We start from the raw sequence: 16,859 nt of genomic DNA, 5'->3' as shown, positions 1-16,859 counted from the left end.
TCTGTTGTGGGTTTGCTCTCGACGCCATGACGACCCCGCCCGCGCCATCGTCCGGAGCCGCGCGAGAGGACGTGCTGCTCGGCACGGCCGCCCTGCGCGTCCTCGCCCACCCGTTGCGCCTCCAGGTCCTCGCGATCCTTCGCCGGCACGGCCCGTCGACGGCAACGCGCGTCGCCGGCGAACTGGGCATCAACCCCGGTGCGGCCAGCTACCACTTGAGGCGGCTGGCGGCCGGAGGGCTGATCGAGGAAGAGCGGGAGCGCGGCACCGGACGTGAGCGGTGGTGGAGAGCCGCCCACCGCCAGTCGATCCACGATCCGGCCACCGCACCGCCGGAGCAGCGGGAAGCCGGCCGGGCCTACGTGCAGGCGCTCGCGCTCGCCTACGCCGAGCACCTCACCCGGGCGGCGCAGGAGATCACCCGGCTCCCCGACGACTGGTTCGGCGCCAGCGCCTACAGCGACTTCCTCCTGCGGATCACCCCGCAGGACCTCGCCCGGATGAGAACCGAGATATTCGACGTGATCGACCGCTACCGCGGGAGCGAGCCCCTGTCCCCCGAGGGCTCCGCCACGGTGTCGGTGAAACTGCAGGCGTTCCCGGTGCCCGGCACGATGCCGCTCGGTCCGGGTGAGGCATGACGGCCCACGGCATAGCCCCGCCCGCGTCCGCGCCACCCGCTCACCGGGACGCCAACGTCCTGCGCCGGTTCGGCGCCCACACCGCGTCGGTCACCGGCGACCTCGTGTACTTCCTCGCCCTGACCTGGACCGCCACCCGCGTCGCGGGTTCCTTCGCAGATGGGCCTGGTGATGGCCGCCGGCGCGCTCCCCCGGGCGCTGTTCATGCTCGGTGGCGGCGTCGTCGTCGCGCGGTGGGGGGCCTCCGCGTTCTTCGCCGGCTGCGGCTCGGTCTGCCTGCTGGCCGTCGTGGTCGGCGCCTGCGCTCCGGCACTGCGGCGGGCCGACATCCGCACGGCCGAAGCTTGTTCGCGGTGACCGCGCACGAACGCCACCGGTGACCCGGCGGCGCCCCGCGACCGCCTCAGGCGCGTGCGTACCGGTTCTCGAAGTCCCGCCAGTCGGCCTCCAGACTCCACTGAAGCGCCGCCTTGGGGCTGGCGGCGAGGAACGCACGGCAGGTACGGCTCGGCGGCCGGTGGGAGTCGGGGGTGTCCTGGGTGCACGGCTGCGCGTACGCGTCGTACTGGTCCCGCTCCCTCCACAGGTCGCGGCCCTCCACGAACGCGTGGTCCAGCGAGGCGCGCGCCAGGGTCCGCAGCTGCACGACGTTCAACTCCTGGTCTGTGACGCCCTGTTGGAAGACCGCGGTCAGGTCGGTGCGGCTGACGCCCGGGTCGTCGGTGGCGAGGGCGACCGGGACGCCGCGATCCAGGTAGGTGTGCAGCGGATGCCTGTCGCCGGTGACGCGCAGGATCTGCGCGTTGCTGATGAGGGGTGCCTCGACGAGGATGTGCTGCCGGCGCATCCGGGCGGTCAGTGCTGCGGGGTCCTGCTCGTGGGCGAGGTCCACACCGTGTCCGATGCGGTCGGCTCCGGCCACCCGGACGGCCTCGTCGATGTGGAAGCTCAGATCGTGGCCGTCGACCCCGCCCAGGCCTTCGGTCAGTTCACCCGCATGCAGGCTGACCCGCACCCGGGGGGAGCGGGACTTGAGGTAGCCGACCATGTTCATGTGCAGGCTGTAGTCCCGCAGCGCGATCGGCGCGTCCTCCGGCTGGACCATGTTCACCCCGACGAACCCGCCGAGCCGTCGGCGTACGAGCTCGAAGCCGAGGATCTGCTGGGCGAAGACGTAGCGGGGGTCCTGGGCGCGCAGCACCTGGTAGTCGAAGCGGATCGCGACCGCGCAGGCCTGCGGAACGGGATCGCTCCCGCAGCCGAGCAGTGTGCGGTGGTCGCGCATGCCGCGGCCGGTGTCGGCGGCGGCCTGCCGGACCAGCGCCTCGAACCGGGGGTCCGCGGTCAGGGTGGAGCGGAACGCCGCGAGGTCGCCGGCGCCGGGATCCTTGAGGCGCATGCGGTCGACGAGCCGGTTCAGTGTCCCGGCCTCGGGGGTGACGAGCGTCTCCAGGTAGCCGCTGTGCTCGGCCGCCGCGGCGCGGGCCACTTCGGCGAGCATGTCCGCGTCGTGACCGGTCGCGGCCTCGGCGAACTTGCCGAACGCTCCGAAGAAGTGGTCGTGTCCTGGCTGCGGATCTTCGTCGGGCGGCAGGACGAACCCGTCCATCGACCACGCCCGGACCACGTCGCGCCGGAACGGCCCGGGTGGCACGGCGTCCGCCGCCGGGCGTTGGCCCGCCGCGCAGGGCCGCGGCCCCGGTGTGACGACATGGGTCGTCGTGTCGATGCACTTCCCGTCGTGCGCGGCGTACCCGATCAGCGACTCGGCACGTACCGCGCCTCCCAGGTGGTGGTGGAGGTCGCCCCCCTTGGGCATGTCCGCCAGGAACCGCCGCAGCTGGCTCGGCGAGTCCGCGATGCGCCCCAAGTAGTCCTGAACGTAGGCCTGTTCAGCGTCCTGAGTGCCTTGCGGGGGTGGGGCGGCGGCCGCGGGCAGCACCTGAGCGGCGAGGCCGAGCGCCGTCAGAACCGCCACCGCGGGCCATCGGCTTGCGTGCCACTTCCCCATGGCCGGTCCCTCTCTCCTCGTTCGCGCGACGTCGTTCGCGTGACGTCATGTCCACGCGGCATCACACCATGGGAGGCCCGCGCGGTCCTTCCTCCCTCGCCGGGCCCGGCGCACGCGTGATCCGCACCTGCCGGGTGGCGCATGCGGCGCGGTCCGACGCCGTGCGGCGACGCACCCGGATGAACCCGTTGCGCACGGGCCGGGTCAGTAGGGTGAGCCCCGATCCCGGCAGCCCCATCCCGGCAGAAGGACGTCCGCATGGCACAGGTACGCGTGCTCGCGCTCGATTTCGTCGGCACCCTGGCCGGTCACGGACCGGCCCCGGACGGCCGGCTGGTCGCGGACGTGCTGCGCACGCTGCCGGGGGCGACGGTCCCCGACTCCTTTCCGAGCCGGTTCGACAGTGTCACGCGCCGCTTCCGGCTGACCGACCAGGCACGAGGGGTACGCACCTCCTTCGCCACCCGGCTGCGCCGCGCCGCCCACGACTGCGGCGCCTCGGTCCCCGACCTGCGACTCGCGGTCGAGGCGGTCTTCACCGCGGTGCCCGACGCCCGGGTCGACCCACGGGCGGCGCAGGCGCTGCGGGCGCTGTGCGCGAACGGCCTGTCCTGCGTCCTGGCGTCCAACACCGACCGCCCGCGGTCCGTGCGCCTGCAGACGCTGCGGGCGGCCGGGATCGCCGACTGCTTCGGCGCGCTGGTGCTCTCCAGCACGCTCGGCCTGCGTAAACCGGATCCCCGCTTCTACGCCGCGGTGACCCGGGCCGCGGGCTGTCCGCCCGAGGACATCCTGTTCGTCGGCGACAACCCGGAGAACGACGCCGTCGCTCCGCACGCCTTCGGCATGTCGGCCGTTCTCATCACCTCGCGGCCGCGTCCGGCCACACTGCCCGCGGCGATCGCCACGCTCGGACACGTCAGCGAACTGACCACGCACGTCACGCTCCGATGTCCTCATTCCACACAGCGCGGTGCGTCGTGATGAATTCGGTCATCATGGCCACGCATTCCTGATCGTCGAGCACCACGATGTCGACCCCGTGCCGGGCCAGCCATTCCTGGCCGCCGCGGAATGTCCGGTCCTCGCCCACGACTACGCGCGAAATGCCGAACTGCCGCACCAGGCCGCTGCAATACCAGCACGGCGACAGGGTGGTCACCATGGTCGTGCCCCGATAGGAACGCTGCCGTCCCGCATTGCGGAAGGCGGCGGTCTCCGCGTGCAGGGAAGGATCGTCGTCCTGCACGCGCCGATTGTGACCGCGCCCCAGGATCGTGCCGTCGGCGCCGTAGAGCGCCGCGCCGATCGGAATGCCGCCCTCGGCGAGACCCGCCCTCGCCTCTTCGACGGCCGTCGTCAGCCATTGCCCGGCCGTTTTCGGTGTCAGGAGTTCCATGTGCCGCCGCCCTCTCGCGTCTGTTGTCCACGGGCGCCGGTCACGCCGCGTTCCGGGCCCGTCGGTGACGCAGCAGCACGACGCCGTTCCCGAAGGTCCGGGTCTCGACGAGGCGCAGCTCGCGGGGGCCGCCGGCCGCGGCCGCATCCCCGGGGCCGAACAGAGGCCTGCCCGCACCGAGCAGGACCGGGTGGACGTAGAGGCGGTACTCGTCGATGAGGTCGTGGCGCCGGAAGGCCGCCGCGAGCTCGGCGCCGCCCAGCGCGAGGTCTCCGCCCGGTTCCGCCGTGAGCGCCTCGATCTCTTCCACGACGACCTCACGCTTGACGACGGTGTTCCAGTCCGCCTCTTGGAGAGTGCGCGAGAACACGAATTTCGGCATCTCCCGCCAGATCCCGGCGAATTCGGCCACCGGCGCGGGAGCCGACGGGTCGGCGTCGGCCGTGGGCCAGAACTGCGCCATGAGCTCGTGCGTGACCCGGCCTTCCAGGAAGGCGCCCATGGTGCGGAGTTCGTCGTTGAAGTGCTGGTGCAGTTCATCGTCGACCTGGTGCCAGTCGATCTGTCGTTCCGGCCCCTCGAAATAGCCGTCGAGCGAGACCGACATGGCAAAGATGATCTTTCGCTTCGCAGTCACGCGCGAAACGATACGCCGCCCCGTGGCGCACGCCCTTACGCCTTACTCCCGCTTCGCGTACTTGAGGTCCTTTCCTTGGTTGAGCTGCTCGATCAACTTGAAAGCGGCCACGGCCAGGGGCTTCAGTTTCTCGGCCGGGACCCGCTCCTCCATGCGGCGCAGCTCGGCCACCATCAGCTGGATCTCCTGCTTCTTCACGGTGACGCTGTTGTCCTGGTCGCCCAGCGCGCCGAGCGACTTGTGGACGGCTTGCGTTCCCGGCTCGTCGTCGGCCATGTCCCGCTGCTCGGGAGTCAGGTGCTCGGTGTTCTTCAGGAGGTCGTGCCCGAGGGCCACCGTCCGGAGCCACTTCGACCGGGTGAGCGCGATCGCCGTCCGGGTGCGGTCGTTCGCCAGGCCGCGCTCCACCGGCGCCCCGAACAGCGGCCTGTTCCCCTCGCGGTCGACGGCGGTCAGGACCAGATCGGCGAACCCATCGGGGTGCGCGCGGAAGTACTCCTGCACGGGACGCGGCAGCAGTCCGAAGGTGTGGGCGAAGTCGGTGCGGGCCATGAGGCCGCCCGCGATCGACTTGGCGTTGGCACCCGCCTTCATCTCCTCGCCCTCCAGCACGTAGGCGCCGAGATGCATGACCAGACCCGTCAGGCTGCCGATGTCGCCCTTCGACAGGGAGAGCCCCTCGGGAGGGGACGCGCCGAACTCCCCCACCGCCCGCTCCGCTCCCGACTTGGCCGCGGGCAGCGCACCGAACCCGCCGCCGAAGAGGTCACGGCGTGCCTGCGTACGCCGCTCACCGGCGTGGGTGAGTTTCCCGTGCACGCTGTTCAACACGCCGCCCAGGGACTTGGACTTCGGCTTCTCCTCCTTGTCGGCCAGATAGCCGATCAGGTCCGGCAGCCGGTCGAGGCGCATCCCGGCGGTGGTCTGCGGGGCGAACGAGAGCGCCCCGCGGAAGGGGTAGATGCGCAGGTGCGGCTCGGGGGTGCCGCCTCCCGCCGTGACGTCCTCCGACGGGATGAAGGAGTCCTTCTGACGCCCGTTGAGGTAGCGGGTCATGCCGGTGATGCCGTCGAGCACGGAACCGACCTCGGCCACCGTGTCCAACGGGTCGGTCACCCACTCCAGGTTAGAGCCGCCCGAGGGACTGGCGTCGGCGGTCAGGTCGTACTTGGTGCCCCGCACCACCACGCCCTCGGGCCCGCGCCCCTTGCCGAGGTTCTCACCGAGCAGGGGCGCCTCGGGAATCTGGCTGGAGATCATCAGGCTCATCTCGGACGCCGCCCGCTGCGCGGTGCCCCGCCTGAACTCGGTCTGCTCCAGGCGGCGTTCACCGGCCTCGGTGAGGAACGCCCCGTCGAACCAGCGCGCCCTGAGGGCCTCGGGCGACTCCGCCTTCTCCTCGTCGGTGAGTTGCTTCGCCTCGGGTTTGATCGCCAGGGCGAGGAGCTTGGCATCGAGCAACCGCTCCCTGTCCGCGGTCCGTTGCTCATGGGTCGCGGTGTCGGCCACGGGATCGGCCACCCGCCGGACGTTCCACTGTGCCTCGAACTCGAATCCCACGGCCCGCTGTACGACGGCGGGGCCCGCCGGGTGCGGGTGCGACGCCCCGTCACATGCCCGCTGTACCGGGTCGGCCGTCGCCTCGGCACCGGCCGCGGGCTCGGACAGCGCGCGCGTGGCGTTCGCCTCCGCCGCCCGCTCGAAGGCGTCCGAAGGGTCCGACATGCTCAGGCCCCCGCCCGTGTCGGTGCCGGCCACGGGTCCTTGGCGCTGCTGGATGACATGGGTGAGCTCGTGGGCGAGGGTATGGCGGTCGGCACCACCCCGGCCCACCACGACATGGCTTCCGGAGGTGTAGGCACGGGCGCCGATCTCGGCCGCCGAGCGCTGCGCCGCGACGTCGTTGTGCACCCGGACGTCCGCGAAGTCGGCGCCGAGCCTGCTCTCCATGTCGGCGCGCACCTCCGAAGCCAGGGGTTGACCGGACCCGCGCAGCACGTCGTGGACGGAGGAGCGCTGCACATCGTGGCCGGAGGACCGCACGGCCGCGGCACGCTGGGCGACAAGTCCGGCCACCGCGGCGTTCCCGGCGGACCGCTGGAGGGCGAGCACCTGCGCGGGGCTGAACCCCGCGGCCGCCCCGCCAGGTCCCCGTAGTGCCGCCTCGTCGCGCTCACCCGCCCGCGGCACGGGCCCGCCGGGCGTGGCGGATCGGCCCTGCTGGCTGTCCTGGGCGTGCACGTGAACCCCTTTGGTGGTGGGACGCGATGTCCGGCCGTACGTGCATATCACCGTGGGGGTACGCCGGTGAAGGTACGGAAGGGCAGCCGCAGGGGCACCGACGGGGCGCTCGCGGTGTGATGGGCGAAGAGCGTCACCGCGCCACGGACCCGTCCAACTGGATTCGCCTCAGCGGTGATTGATGTCGGTCTCCGGGGGCGGTGCGAACGGCGCGGTGAGCGCCGCCTCCTCGACCGTCGCGACCGGACGGACCAGCGCGTCGAGCCCACCCGCGGCGAGCACCCGCAGATGCCATGGCCGTACGCACACCACGCCGAGCCGGCCGCCGCGCTCCCGGATCCTGCGGTGCGCCCGGAAGAGCAGCGTGAGGACGGCACAGTCGAAGAATTCCACGGGCCGCAGGTCCACGACCACGCGGGCGCCGGGCGGCTGGGTGGCCGCGTCGAGATGCACCCGTACGTCGGGGGCGCTGGCCAGGTCGACGGTGCCGTGGACCTCGACGACCGTGACTCCCCGGACCAGATGGGTACGGGCGTGGCGGCACCGCTCCGGAAGCAGGCCGGGCGGGAGCGGCACGGGGGCCGAGACGGACGGCCGAGCGGTGGTTCCCATGGCAGCTCCCGGTCCAGCAAGGGCCCCCGGGGGGTGCGGGGGGGCACGGTAATCGGGCAGTCACCGTGGTCCGGGTGACGCCTTACCACCCTAGGAACAAGCACGCCTGCAGAAACGTGCAGCCTTGAGATTGTTCATCCCGGCGGGTGAACCGAAGTTGCGCCGCCGCCGCGCGGAGGCCCGACGGTACGGCCGGACGCCCTCCTCACGTCGAGGGCGTCCGGCCGTCTTGCGTGTTCGGTCCGCGGCAGCGGGCTCAGTAGGCGCCGAAGACGTTGTCGATCGAGCCGTAGGTCTTGGCGGCGTAGTTGCACGCCGCGGTGATGTTGGCGATCGGGTCGTAGAGGTCCGTGGAGGTGCCGGGCACGTGGAAGGCGGTGAACGTGGGCTGGATGACCTGGAGGAGTCCCTTGGAGGGGGTTCCGGCCACCGCGTTGGAGTCCCAGTTGTTGATCGCCATGGGGTTGCCCGAGGACTCCCGCATGACGTTGCGGTAGATGCCGTCGTAGGTGCCGGGGATGCCCTGCTGGGCCATGATGGCGAGCGACTGCTTGATCCAGCCGTCGAGGTTGTTGGTGTAGGAGGCCGTGCTCGCCGTGGTGAGGGTGGCCGGGCGCGCGGAGCGGTCGGCCCGGTCGGCCGAGGCGTCGCGCGCGGTCGTGGCGGCGGCCGGGGCCGGGCCACCGACGGTGAGCCTGATGCCGGGGCGGATCACGGCGGGGTTGCTGCCGATGACGCTCCGGTTGTCCTGGTACAGCTGCTTCCAGCCACCGCTCACCTTGAGGGCGTCGGCGATCCGGGAGAGCGAGTCGCCCGAGACGACGTCGTAGCTCAGGGGAGCCGCCTTCACCGCCGTGACCGACTTGGCGGCCGCGGCGACGCTCGCCACCGTGGCGGTGTGGACCGACGCGGGCGCGGCGGCGGCCGTGGTCGCGCCGATCACCGGCATGGCGAGTACGGCGCCGCCCGTACCGGCGACGGCGAGGCCCCGGCTGAACGAGCGGGACTTGGGGCGGCGGTGCTTGCCCTTTGCAGGCATGGTTTTTTCCTCTCCGTCGCCTGCGAGGTGAGCTGTCGGGTTCGGACGGGAGATGTCCGGCCGCGATGCACGCGACTTCACCCCAGCCGTTCCGGAAATCCGGACCGGCGGCTTACCTGGGTCCCCCGCTCCTGCCCTACGTGTCTGGGAGGTACCGGACGGTGGCAGGATTCGGCGTTCCATCCGGATTGACGGTGAACGTAAACGAAGGGGCCGAGCGGAAACAAGGCCAGAATTCATTGCGCATGATCCGGAATATTGATCCACGGAAATCCATGCCCCTGGGACACCCCCGCCGAATCCGTCAACTCTCTTGAAAATGAACCCGAATGACCCTGGGGAGCTTTCCTGACAGCCCGTCGGGCGAGTGACCCAATTCACTCGGCCATCCGGGAACCGAACGCCGTATTAGCAAAAGCGGCGAGGCCCACCCATTAGTCCCAATATGGACATTTCTCGGCGCGCGACGGTAAATCCCATAATGCTCCATTTCGGACACTAGGGACTTTTGTGTGCGCAGCCGACCGAGGGAGGGTGGGGGGGCTTCGCTCCGACGATCTCTGCGCGAGGTCTGCGCGAGGTCTGCGCTAGGTCTGCGCGGACTCGGTGGTGGCCATGGCCAGGGAGGGCCAGACGTCTCCTACCCCCGCCTTCCCGCCTTCTGGAGCACCGCGCCCCGCACCACACCGCATGCCGTCACGGACCCCCTCACACGGGGGAAGGGTCCTGGCGGCGGATCAGACGGCCTGAGACCATGGGCAATTCGGCGCCGCAGGGTCACCGCCGTTGGCTTGTCCCGCACAACTCGCGCCCCGACCAAGGAAGAACATGAACGACATCGCTGAATTCAAGAACATTCCGCCGACCACGCTCGCCGATCTCCTCGGGCGCAAGCAGGTCATGGATATCGGAATTCGCCCTTTGTGGTCACCGGTTCCGCGGGTCGCCGGTCCCGCATTCACCGTTCGGTGTCCTGCGGGTGACAACCTCATGCTGCACGCGGCCATTCACCGCGCCGAGCCCGGTTCGGTCATCGTCGTCGAATCGGGCGACCTGGACTACGCGCTCGCCGGCGGAAACGTGTGCGCCGTCGCCCAACGCCGGGGCATCGCGGCCTTCGTGGCCGACGGAGTCATTCGCGATCTCGCAGAGGTACGCGAGTTGGGCTTCCCCGTCTTCGCCCGTGGCGTCATTCCCGTGCCGGGCGCCAAGAAGGCCGTCGAGCCGCTCAACGTGCCGGTGCTCTGCGGCGGAGTGCGCGTGAGTCCGGGCGATGTCGTGGTGGCCGACGAGGAGGGCGTCGTGGTCACGCCGCACGCCCGCAGGGAGCAGGTGCTCGTCGACGCGCGGCGCAAACTGGCCAAGGAGGCCGACGAGTCGCTCGACGCGTGGGAAGCGGCGCACCGCAGCCGCATCGACGTCATCCTGAGCGAAGGCGGATTCGAAGACTGAAGGGCGGTCAGGGTTGAGGGGCAGCACTCAACCACCGTGCACGCGGCGCGGGTTCAGGGGGGAAGCCCCCCCGCAGCCCGCCGGGTCAGACCGTGCCCACCTCGCGGACGAGTTCGAGGCCGAGCGCCCGGTCCAGATGGGAGAACGTCTCGAACTTGGCCCCCTCGGGCACCTCGGCCGTCGTCTCCAGGTCTTCCAGAAGGCGCAGGACGGCGGCGGTGTCGAGGCGGCCGTCCAGGGCGGCGCGTGCCGCGGCCTTGAGGTCGGCGGGGATCGGCTTGGACGGCCGTGCGGCCCAGTGCGCCACGGCGCGCCGCCACCGGCTCAGTGTGACCGCCGCTTCGCCGATCGCGCCGGCCGTGGCCGTGACGGGCTCCTCGTAGGCGTGGCCGAGCAGGAGCAGGCGTACCGCCAGTGGATCGAGACCGTCGAGCGGAGGCAGTGCTGCTTCGCCGATCCGCAGGCAGGCGCTGCTCGCCCCCTCGTACGTGCCGCTGGTGAGGTGGACGCCGGGCGGACCGCCGAGCGCTTCGGCGATCGCCGCCGCATCGCCCTCGGCGTCGGCCGGGCGGAGCCCGGTGGCGGCCGCCGAGTAGGCCGGTCCCGTCCACCCCACGAGCACGGCCCGGCCCCGCAGTTCGACGACGCGGGCAAGGACGTCGGCGATCAGCAGCACCCGAAGTCCCGTCCCCGCATCGCCGTCGGCGGGGGCATGGGCGCAGATGCGCAGCGGTCCGGGTCCGGCGAGTTCGTCGACGATTCTCAGCACGTCGCCGAGCCTAGGGGGTCCGGACCGCTCTGGACACCGGTGCGACACCGGTGCACGTCCGCCCGCACCGGCCGACTCCGTCGCAGCCCCGTCGACCGGCTTCCCGTGGACGCGGACGGGCCGCCCTCGACATGCCCGCTTCAGGCCAGCAGCGGCTTCAGGGCGCCGCCTCGGAGCCGGGTGACGAGCGGAGCCGCGTACCGGCGCGCGGACCACGACACCACGAACGCGACCACCCCTCCGACGACGAACGCGACCAGCACATCGTGCGGATAGTGCGCGCCGACGTACACGCGCGAGGCACCCATGACGAGTGCGGCCATCGTGGCGACGGCGCCGAGGCGGCGGTCCACGAAGAACAGGGCGACCGCCGCCGCCGCCACGACCGTGGTGTGGTTGCTGGGGAAGGCGTAGTCGTCCAGCGGCGGGCACTTCTCGATCAGGAAGTCGTGCGGAAGCGCCCGGCAGGGGCGCGGCTCCGTGAACACCGACTTGACCGCGTCGTTGACCCCGTACGCGAGCACCATCGCGACCGGCGCGGCCAGTGCCGCCGCCATCACCGGGGCTTCCTTGCGCCGGGCGATCCACCAGCCGACGAGCATGAACACCGCGAACAGGGCGACGCCGTAACTGGTGTAGGCGAACACGGGACCGTTCAGCCAGTGCGTGTGCCGGGCGAAGTCGGTGATGTCGCCGTACAGGCCACCGTCGATGGACGCCCCGTCCAGGGCCGACGTCGTGGAGGTGGGACTCGTCATGGGATGCGCTTCTCCGGAGGTTCGGTGGGGGCACGACGCGCCCGGCCGGACACGGGGCAGGCCGAGGAGGGGTCCTGCACGTGACGGCCCGGCGTGCGGGACATGAACGTCTACAGGCTCGTAGACGCTACAGGGTCGGGATCGGTTGCGTGGCGGGCACGGTCCGGTGCGCCTCGGCCCCGATCCGCCCCGTCGGCGGCGCTCAGCTCCACAGGGCGTGGGCGAGCGCCACGCCCAGGAACACCGCGCCGAGCCCGGCGGCCACGCTGACCACGACGTTCGCCGCGGCGTGGAACGTGGCCCCGGTCTCGGCGAGCCGGAGCGTTTCGTAGGAGAACGTCGAGTACGTGCTCAGGGCCCCGCAGAGGCCGGTGCCGACGAACAGGTTCACCTGCGAGGACGCGGCGCCCGCGGTGACCGCGCCGGTGAGCACCCCGAGGATGAGGCAGCCGGCTGCGTTGACGATCAGCGTGCCCCAGGGGAAGACGCCGTCGTGCCTCTTCTGCACCGCGCGGTCGGTGAGGAATCGCAGGGGGGCACCGATCATCGCCCCCGCCACCACGAGCAGCCAGCTCATCGGGTCCGCTCCCCCAGGACGCGGCGGGTGGCCCACACGGCGCTCCACACCATGACGAGAGCCACCAGCAGGGTCAGCGCCATATAGGCCAGGCCGGTGCCGGCCTGTCCGTCGGAGAGGAACTTCTGGATGTCGACGGCGTACGTCGAGAAGGTGGTGAAGCCGCCGAGCACGCCGGTTCCGAAGAAGGGACGTACGAGCCTGTGCGCTGCCCACACATCGGTGACGACCACCATGAAGACGCCGATCACGGCGCAGCCCGCGGCGTTGACCAGCAGCGTCGTCCAGGGGAACGAGCCGGGCGCGGTGGGCCACAGGAGTGCGGCTCCGTAGCGGGCGGCGGCTCCGACGGCTCCGCCGAGTGCCACGACGGCCACGACCGGGGTGAGCCCCTGTGCGGCATCGCCACCCCGTGGAAGCAGGTCCGGGTCGATGTCGGGCGCGGCGTCGGGGTCGATGTCGGGCGCGGCACCCAGCTCCCGGCCGGCACCGGCGGCGCCGTGGCGTGCTGTTCCTTCGGGCATTCCTCTCCTACCTGCGCTGGCAAGTAGGGACCGTCGGCGGCGCGGATGCCGCGGTTCGGGTACGGCGGGCCCCACCGCCGCGCGGCGGACACGGGGGCCACCGCTGGTCCCAGGCTAGCGCCCGCGATCGCCCGCTCGCCAACCGGCTCCGGCACGAACCCGAGGTCAGGGGCCCACACGGCCGGGCGGTGGGGGTGATGCCGGAGGCGGCGGTGGAGGTGGGGGTGTGGGTGACGTCGGCGGTGGCGGTGGCGGTGGCGGTGGCAGGGAGCCTAGGCCGGGTGCCGCGTCCGGCCAGACCAGCAGGACCGGGCAGGGCGCGTGGTCCACGACGAACCGGGTCGCGGGTCCCAGACTGCGGGGGCCCAGGTGCGCGCGGTCGCCGTCGCGGGCGCAGACCAGGAGGTCGGCGCCCTCGGCCGCCCGCACCACCTCCCGCTCGGCGCGGCCGTGCGGTGCCAGACGGCGGGCCGGACGCCCCAGGCGCTGCTCGGCCTCGGCGAGGAGGTCGTCGGTGGCCGCCCGGGAGAGGCCTTCGAGGCGGGTGCCGGGATCGCGCTCGCGGTGGCCGCGCCCCAGGAGTCCGGCGAACGCGCCGTGGGCGGCCTCGGCCACCGCGTCGTCGGTGACGTGCAGGAGTACGAGGTCGGCATCGGCGGCGGCGTGTTCGCGCGCGGCGTCCACGCAGGCGGGCCAGGTGCCCTCGGTGATCCAGATGATGACGCTCATGGAATGCGGTCAGCCTCCGATCGTGTGCAGCGCCGCCCACAGCGCCGCGGTGGACGCGACCAGTGTGACGGGAACGGTCAGCAACCCCAGGCGCGTGAAGTCGCCGAGCGCGGGCGCGTCGTCGTGTTCGTGCAGGATGCGCCGCCACAGCAGGGTGGCGAGCGAGCCGACGTAGGTCAGGTTGGGGCCGAGGTTGACGCCGATGAGGACGGCGAGGACCGGACCGGGACCGCCCGGGGCCGCCACGGGAAGCAGCGCGAGGACGGCGGGCAGATTGTTGATGAGGTTGGAGAGGACCGCGGCGACGGCGACGACCGCGAGCAGGGCGGGCAGGGTGTCGCCCTCGGGCAGCAGACGCCCGATCGCCGAGCCGAGGCCGTTGTCCACGACCGCCTTGACCACGATGCCGAGGCCGAGCACGAACAGGCAGAACGGGAGCCCGGCCGAGGCCACCACCTTGCGGGGTGTGGTGCGGCGCTGCGACAGGGCGCGGGCGGCGAGGACGAGCGCGCCCGCGAGGGCGGCCCAGGCCGGGCTGAGGCCGGCGAACGAGGTCACCACGAACCCGCCGAGTGTCAGGGCGAGCACCACGACGGTGAACACCGGCACCGGGGTGTTCTCCCCCGCCCGCGCCCGGCCGGGGACCGCCGCCAGGTCGGCGCGGAAGAAGATCCGGAAGGCGGCGTACTCCACGGCGATGGCGGCGAGCCAGGGCAGTGCCATCAGCGCGGCGAAGCGCGTGAAGGAGAGACCGCTGGCCGCGAGGGCCAGCAGGTTGGTGAGGTTGGAGACGGGCAGCAGCAGGGAGGCCGAGTTGGCGAGGTGCGCGGTGGCGTAGACGTGCGGGCGGGCCCGGACACCCGCGCGGGCCGCCGTCGCGAACACCACGGGCGTGAGCAGCACGACGGTCGCGTCGAGGCTGAGGACGGCGGTGATGACGGCGGCGAGGGCGAAGACCCCGCCGAGCAGCCGCTGGGCGTCGGCACCGCACAGCCGGGCGACCGCGTCTCCGGCGGCCGCGAACAGGCCGTCGTCGTCACAGAGTTGGGCCAGTACGAGGACGGCGGCGAGGAATCCGACGACGGGCAGCAGGTCGCGGGTCTGCTGCCAGGCCTCGGTGGGCGAGACCGCGCCGAGCGCGACGACGAGTCCCGCCGCCGGCACCGCCGCGACCGCTTCCGGCCAGTCGCGGGGGCGTACGACGGCGAAGGCGAGCACGCCGATGAGGAGGACGGCCGACACGATCTCGGCGGTGACGGTACTCAGGGTCGGCCTCCGGACGACGGGCGATCACGGCGGCGGGCCCCGTGCCACGCCGCCGCGGTCGACCCTACGCGCTGGTACGCGTCGCCCGGTCCCCCGACGGGGCGGCGTCGCGACGGGACCGAGGACTGGGCTCAGCAGCGCCCGCGACCGCCGTCCGTGCCCGCGGCGGCCACACGGGGCGTGCGGTCGGTGTCGCGCGGGGCGGGCAGGGGCAGCAGCTGCGCGGTGTCGCCGCGCGAGGTGGCGACCGTGCGCGCGGTGACCCGGCCGAGGGGGGCGGGGGTGAGCACGGGCACGCTCTGCACGTAGGCGACGAAACTCTCGAAGTCACGGGTGTGACGCACCGGTTCGATGTGGTCGAGCAGGGCGGGGTAGTCGTCCGCGCCGAGCAGCGTGTAGGCGGTGGTCGCGAGCCGGTACGTGGCGTGCGGGTCGAGCGGGGCGTCGTCGATGAGGACGTCGGCCGGATCGACCCGGTCCCCGACCGGTCCGGCGGCGTCGAAGGTGTACCGCACGTTGTGCGACACGGCGAAGGGCGCGAAGGCGAGGACGCCGGCCCGCGTCTTCCACTGCTGTTCCAGGGCGTCGTGGATGCACTGGCCCGTCACGGTCGCCGTGACGACGGGGTCCCCGTAGCCGACCGCGTTGAACGCCTTGGTGTAGGCGACGGCGCCCTGCGCGGCGGCGTCGAAAGGAAGGTCGTCGTTGATGACGCAGGGGCCCACGCGCGGGGCCACCGCGATCACCGCCAGGTCGGCGGGGACGTTGGGCCAGATGTTTCCCGTGTCGAACGGGTCCAGTTCCCGACCGCCCGCCCACAGCGCCCAGTCGGCCACGAGGTTGCCCATCGTGCTCTCGCCCGTGCCGGTCCTGGACCGCGTGAACGAGGCCGTCTGACGGCCGATGCGGACGGCGCCGCGACGGGTGGCGTATCCGGTCCAGTAGTCGGCGATCTCCTTGAGTTCCGGGTCGGGCGTCACGTCATGGGTGTTGGGATGGTTGGTCGACCTGGTCAGTTCCCGTACGACCTTGCCCGTCGACGGGTCGAGGCGCAGATTGATCTCGTTGAGGATCTGGCCGTGGCAGCCGGCCTCGACGAACGGCCGCGCCCGTCCCGCCGGGTCGGGCAGCATCATGTTGAAGGCGCAGTGCCAGTGGCCGGTGACGATCGCGTCGATGTCGGGAGAGGCGGCGAGGGCCAGGTCGTAGGCGGGCCCCGAGGGTGTGCTCCCGCTGTTGAAGTCGCTCCCGGCCACCGCTCCGTCGTGCATGCTCAGCACGATCGCGTTGACTCCCTGCGACTTCAGGAGCGCCGCGCAGCGGTTCGCGGTCTCCAGCTCGTCCAGCATGCGCAGCGCCGTCTGGAAACTCGTGGTGGCCGATTCGGTTCCGGTGACGGTGAGGTGGATGAACCCGATCGGCAGCCGCCGCCCGTGGGGGCCGTGCACCCACTCCACGTTGACGGGGGCGAGGACGGTGTCGCCCGAGCTTCCCCAGAGCATGTTGGCGCTGTAGTAGCGGAAGTCCGCGCCGGGGAACACCCCTCCGGTGGAGTCGGGGAAGGTGTTGGTCCACCCTTCACCCGCATAGGGACTTCCGTTCTCCATGTGGTCGATCAGGAACCCGGGCGTGCGGTCGAACTCGTGGTTGCCGGCGGTGGAGAAGTCGAGGCCCATGCGGTTCAGGGCCTCGATGGTCGGTTCGTCGGCCAGGGACACGGCGGGGAAGGCCCAGCCCGAGAACAGATCGCCCTGGGCGAAGAAGAACGAGTTGGTGTGTCCGGCCCGTAACGCCTTGAGGTGTGCGGCCAGGTAGGGGACCCCGCCGACGGTGAACTTCTGGCCGCCCGCACCCGTGATGACCTGGTCACTGGTGGGCGGGGCCTGCAGATAGCCGTGCAGGTCCGTGATGCTGAGCAGTTGTACGTCCACGTACTCGGAGGCGGTCGCCGCGTCTGCGGCGTCCGCGGTGGCCAGGGCGGGGGTGCCCGTCGCCGTCGTCGTCGCGAATGATCCCGCTGCTGTCATGAAGCCGCGTCGGCCCAAGTTCGCCATGGGGAATGCCTCCCGGCTGTGTGCTTGTTGCCATTCTCCCCAGCGTCCTCGCCACCCCATCCGTTGCACACCGGGCGAGTTGAGCCATATTCGGTCCGGGGGTGGCTACGGGCCCGGCGTGGCTCGATCCGCCGCGGTGGGCCCAGGGAT

General features: G+C 71.8%; 17 protein-coding genes and 1 riboswitch. Of the genes, 4 read left to right on the top strand and 13 right to left on the bottom strand.

The annotated features are described in order from the left end of the window. Window positions 1-26 precede the first annotated feature (26 nt). Window positions 27-641 carry an ArsR/SmtB family transcription factor gene (locus tag OG432_RS33010; RefSeq protein ID WP_328314624.1) on the top strand — a complete coding sequence of 205 codons (615 nt, stop codon included), beginning with the start codon at window positions 27-29 and terminating at the stop codon, window positions 639-641. 159 nt (window positions 642-800) lie between these two features. After that, window positions 801-998: a hypothetical protein gene (locus OG432_RS34990; protein ID WP_443058513.1), complete on the top strand. Its 198-nt coding sequence runs from the start codon at window positions 801-803 to the stop codon at window positions 996-998. Between the two features lie 46 nt (window positions 999-1,044). Here the strand turns inward: OG432_RS34990 and OG432_RS33000 are convergent, their stop codons facing one another. Then, window positions 1,045-2,652, bottom strand: a complete 1,608-nt coding sequence (locus OG432_RS33000) for an adenosine deaminase (RefSeq protein ID WP_328314623.1) — start codon at window positions 2,650-2,652, stop codon at window positions 1,045-1,047. A 258-nt stretch (window positions 2,653-2,910) separates the two neighbouring features. Here OG432_RS33000 and OG432_RS32995 point away from each other — a divergent pair, with 258 nt between their 5' ends. Next, complete coding sequence (locus tag OG432_RS32995) at window positions 2,911-3,636, top strand: HAD family hydrolase (RefSeq protein ID WP_328314622.1); 726 nt, start codon at window positions 2,911-2,913, stop codon at window positions 3,634-3,636. Here the strand turns inward: OG432_RS32995 and OG432_RS32990 are convergent. From OG432_RS32990 to OG432_RS32970, 5 genes are all read right to left on the bottom strand, one after another. Beyond that, complete coding sequence (locus OG432_RS32990; protein WP_328314621.1) at window positions 3,593-4,051, bottom strand: nucleoside deaminase; 459 nt, start codon at window positions 4,049-4,051, stop codon at window positions 3,593-3,595. The genes OG432_RS32995 and OG432_RS32990 overlap by 44 nt on opposite strands. A 40-nt stretch (window positions 4,052-4,091) precedes the next feature. Further along, the gene (locus OG432_RS32985) at window positions 4,092-4,688 is read right to left on the bottom strand and encodes a dihydrofolate reductase family protein (RefSeq protein ID WP_328314620.1); all 597 of its coding nucleotides are present in this window, start codon (window positions 4,686-4,688) and stop codon (window positions 4,092-4,094) included. A 42-nt stretch (window positions 4,689-4,730) separates the two neighbouring features. Beyond that, window positions 4,731-6,929: an eCIS core domain-containing protein gene (locus tag OG432_RS32980; RefSeq protein ID WP_328314619.1), complete on the bottom strand. Its 2,199-nt coding sequence runs from the start codon at window positions 6,927-6,929 to the stop codon at window positions 4,731-4,733. Between the two features lie 168 nt (window positions 6,930-7,097). Continuing rightward, the gene (locus OG432_RS32975) at window positions 7,098-7,541 is read right to left on the bottom strand and encodes an anti-sigma factor antagonist (RefSeq protein ID WP_328314618.1); all 444 of its coding nucleotides are present in this window, start codon (window positions 7,539-7,541) and stop codon (window positions 7,098-7,100) included. A 256-nt stretch (window positions 7,542-7,797) separates the two neighbouring features. Further along, window positions 7,798-8,580 (bottom strand): LysM peptidoglycan-binding domain-containing protein, encoded by a 783-nt coding sequence (locus OG432_RS32970; protein WP_328314617.1) that lies wholly within the window; start codon window positions 8,578-8,580, stop codon window positions 7,798-7,800. Window positions 8,581-8,582: 2 nt separating this feature from the next. Then, window positions 8,583-8,767: riboswitch (cyclic di-AMP (ydaO/yuaA leader) on the bottom strand. 641 nt (window positions 8,768-9,408) lie between these two features. Here OG432_RS32970 and OG432_RS32965 point away from each other — a divergent pair. Continuing rightward, a complete protein-coding gene (locus OG432_RS32965; protein ID WP_328314616.1) occupies window positions 9,409-10,032 on the top strand; it encodes an RraA family protein in 624 nt (207 codons plus the stop codon). Between the two features lie 85 nt (window positions 10,033-10,117). Here OG432_RS32965 and OG432_RS32960 read toward each other — a convergent pair whose 3' ends face one another. From OG432_RS32960 to OG432_RS32930, 7 genes are all read right to left on the bottom strand, one after another. Continuing rightward, complete coding sequence (locus OG432_RS32960) at window positions 10,118-10,801, bottom strand: hypothetical protein (protein WP_328314615.1); 684 nt, start codon at window positions 10,799-10,801, stop codon at window positions 10,118-10,120. 140 nt (window positions 10,802-10,941) lie between these two features. Then, window positions 10,942-11,559 (bottom strand): phosphatase PAP2 family protein, encoded by a 618-nt coding sequence (locus OG432_RS32955; protein ID WP_328314614.1) that lies wholly within the window; start codon window positions 11,557-11,559, stop codon window positions 10,942-10,944. A gap of 202 nt (window positions 11,560-11,761) precedes the next feature. Then, window positions 11,762-12,136: a fluoride efflux transporter CrcB gene (gene crcB / locus OG432_RS32950; protein WP_328314613.1), complete on the bottom strand. Its 375-nt coding sequence runs from the start codon at window positions 12,134-12,136 to the stop codon at window positions 11,762-11,764. Next, a complete protein-coding gene (gene crcB, locus OG432_RS32945; protein ID WP_443058512.1) occupies window positions 12,133-12,660 on the bottom strand; it encodes a fluoride efflux transporter CrcB in 528 nt (175 codons plus the stop codon). Before crcB (OG432_RS32945) ends, crcB (OG432_RS32950) begins: the two co-directional genes overlap by 4 nt. Before the next feature lie 165 nt (window positions 12,661-12,825). Beyond that, window positions 12,826-13,389 carry a universal stress protein gene (locus tag OG432_RS32940; protein ID WP_328314612.1) on the bottom strand — a complete coding sequence of 188 codons (564 nt, stop codon included), beginning with the start codon at window positions 13,387-13,389 and terminating at the stop codon, window positions 12,826-12,828. 9 nt (window positions 13,390-13,398) lie between these two features. Further along, a complete protein-coding gene (locus OG432_RS32935) occupies window positions 13,399-14,631 on the bottom strand; it encodes an SLC13 family permease (RefSeq protein ID WP_328314611.1) in 1,233 nt (410 codons plus the stop codon). Between the two features lie 155 nt (window positions 14,632-14,786). Continuing rightward, window positions 14,787-16,709 carry a bifunctional metallophosphatase/5'-nucleotidase gene (locus OG432_RS32930; protein WP_328314610.1) on the bottom strand — a complete coding sequence of 641 codons (1,923 nt, stop codon included), beginning with the start codon at window positions 16,707-16,709 and terminating at the stop codon, window positions 14,787-14,789. Window positions 16,710-16,859 lie beyond the last annotated feature (150 nt).

Origin of the sequence: Streptomyces sp. NBC_00442, assembly GCF_036014195.1 — a bacterium.
In the GTDB taxonomy this organism is placed as follows: Bacteria; Actinomycetota; Actinomycetes; order Streptomycetales; family Streptomycetaceae; genus Streptomyces.
The sequence above is the reverse complement of the archived record's forward strand: the minus strand, read 5'-3'. Positions and strand labels throughout refer to the sequence as shown.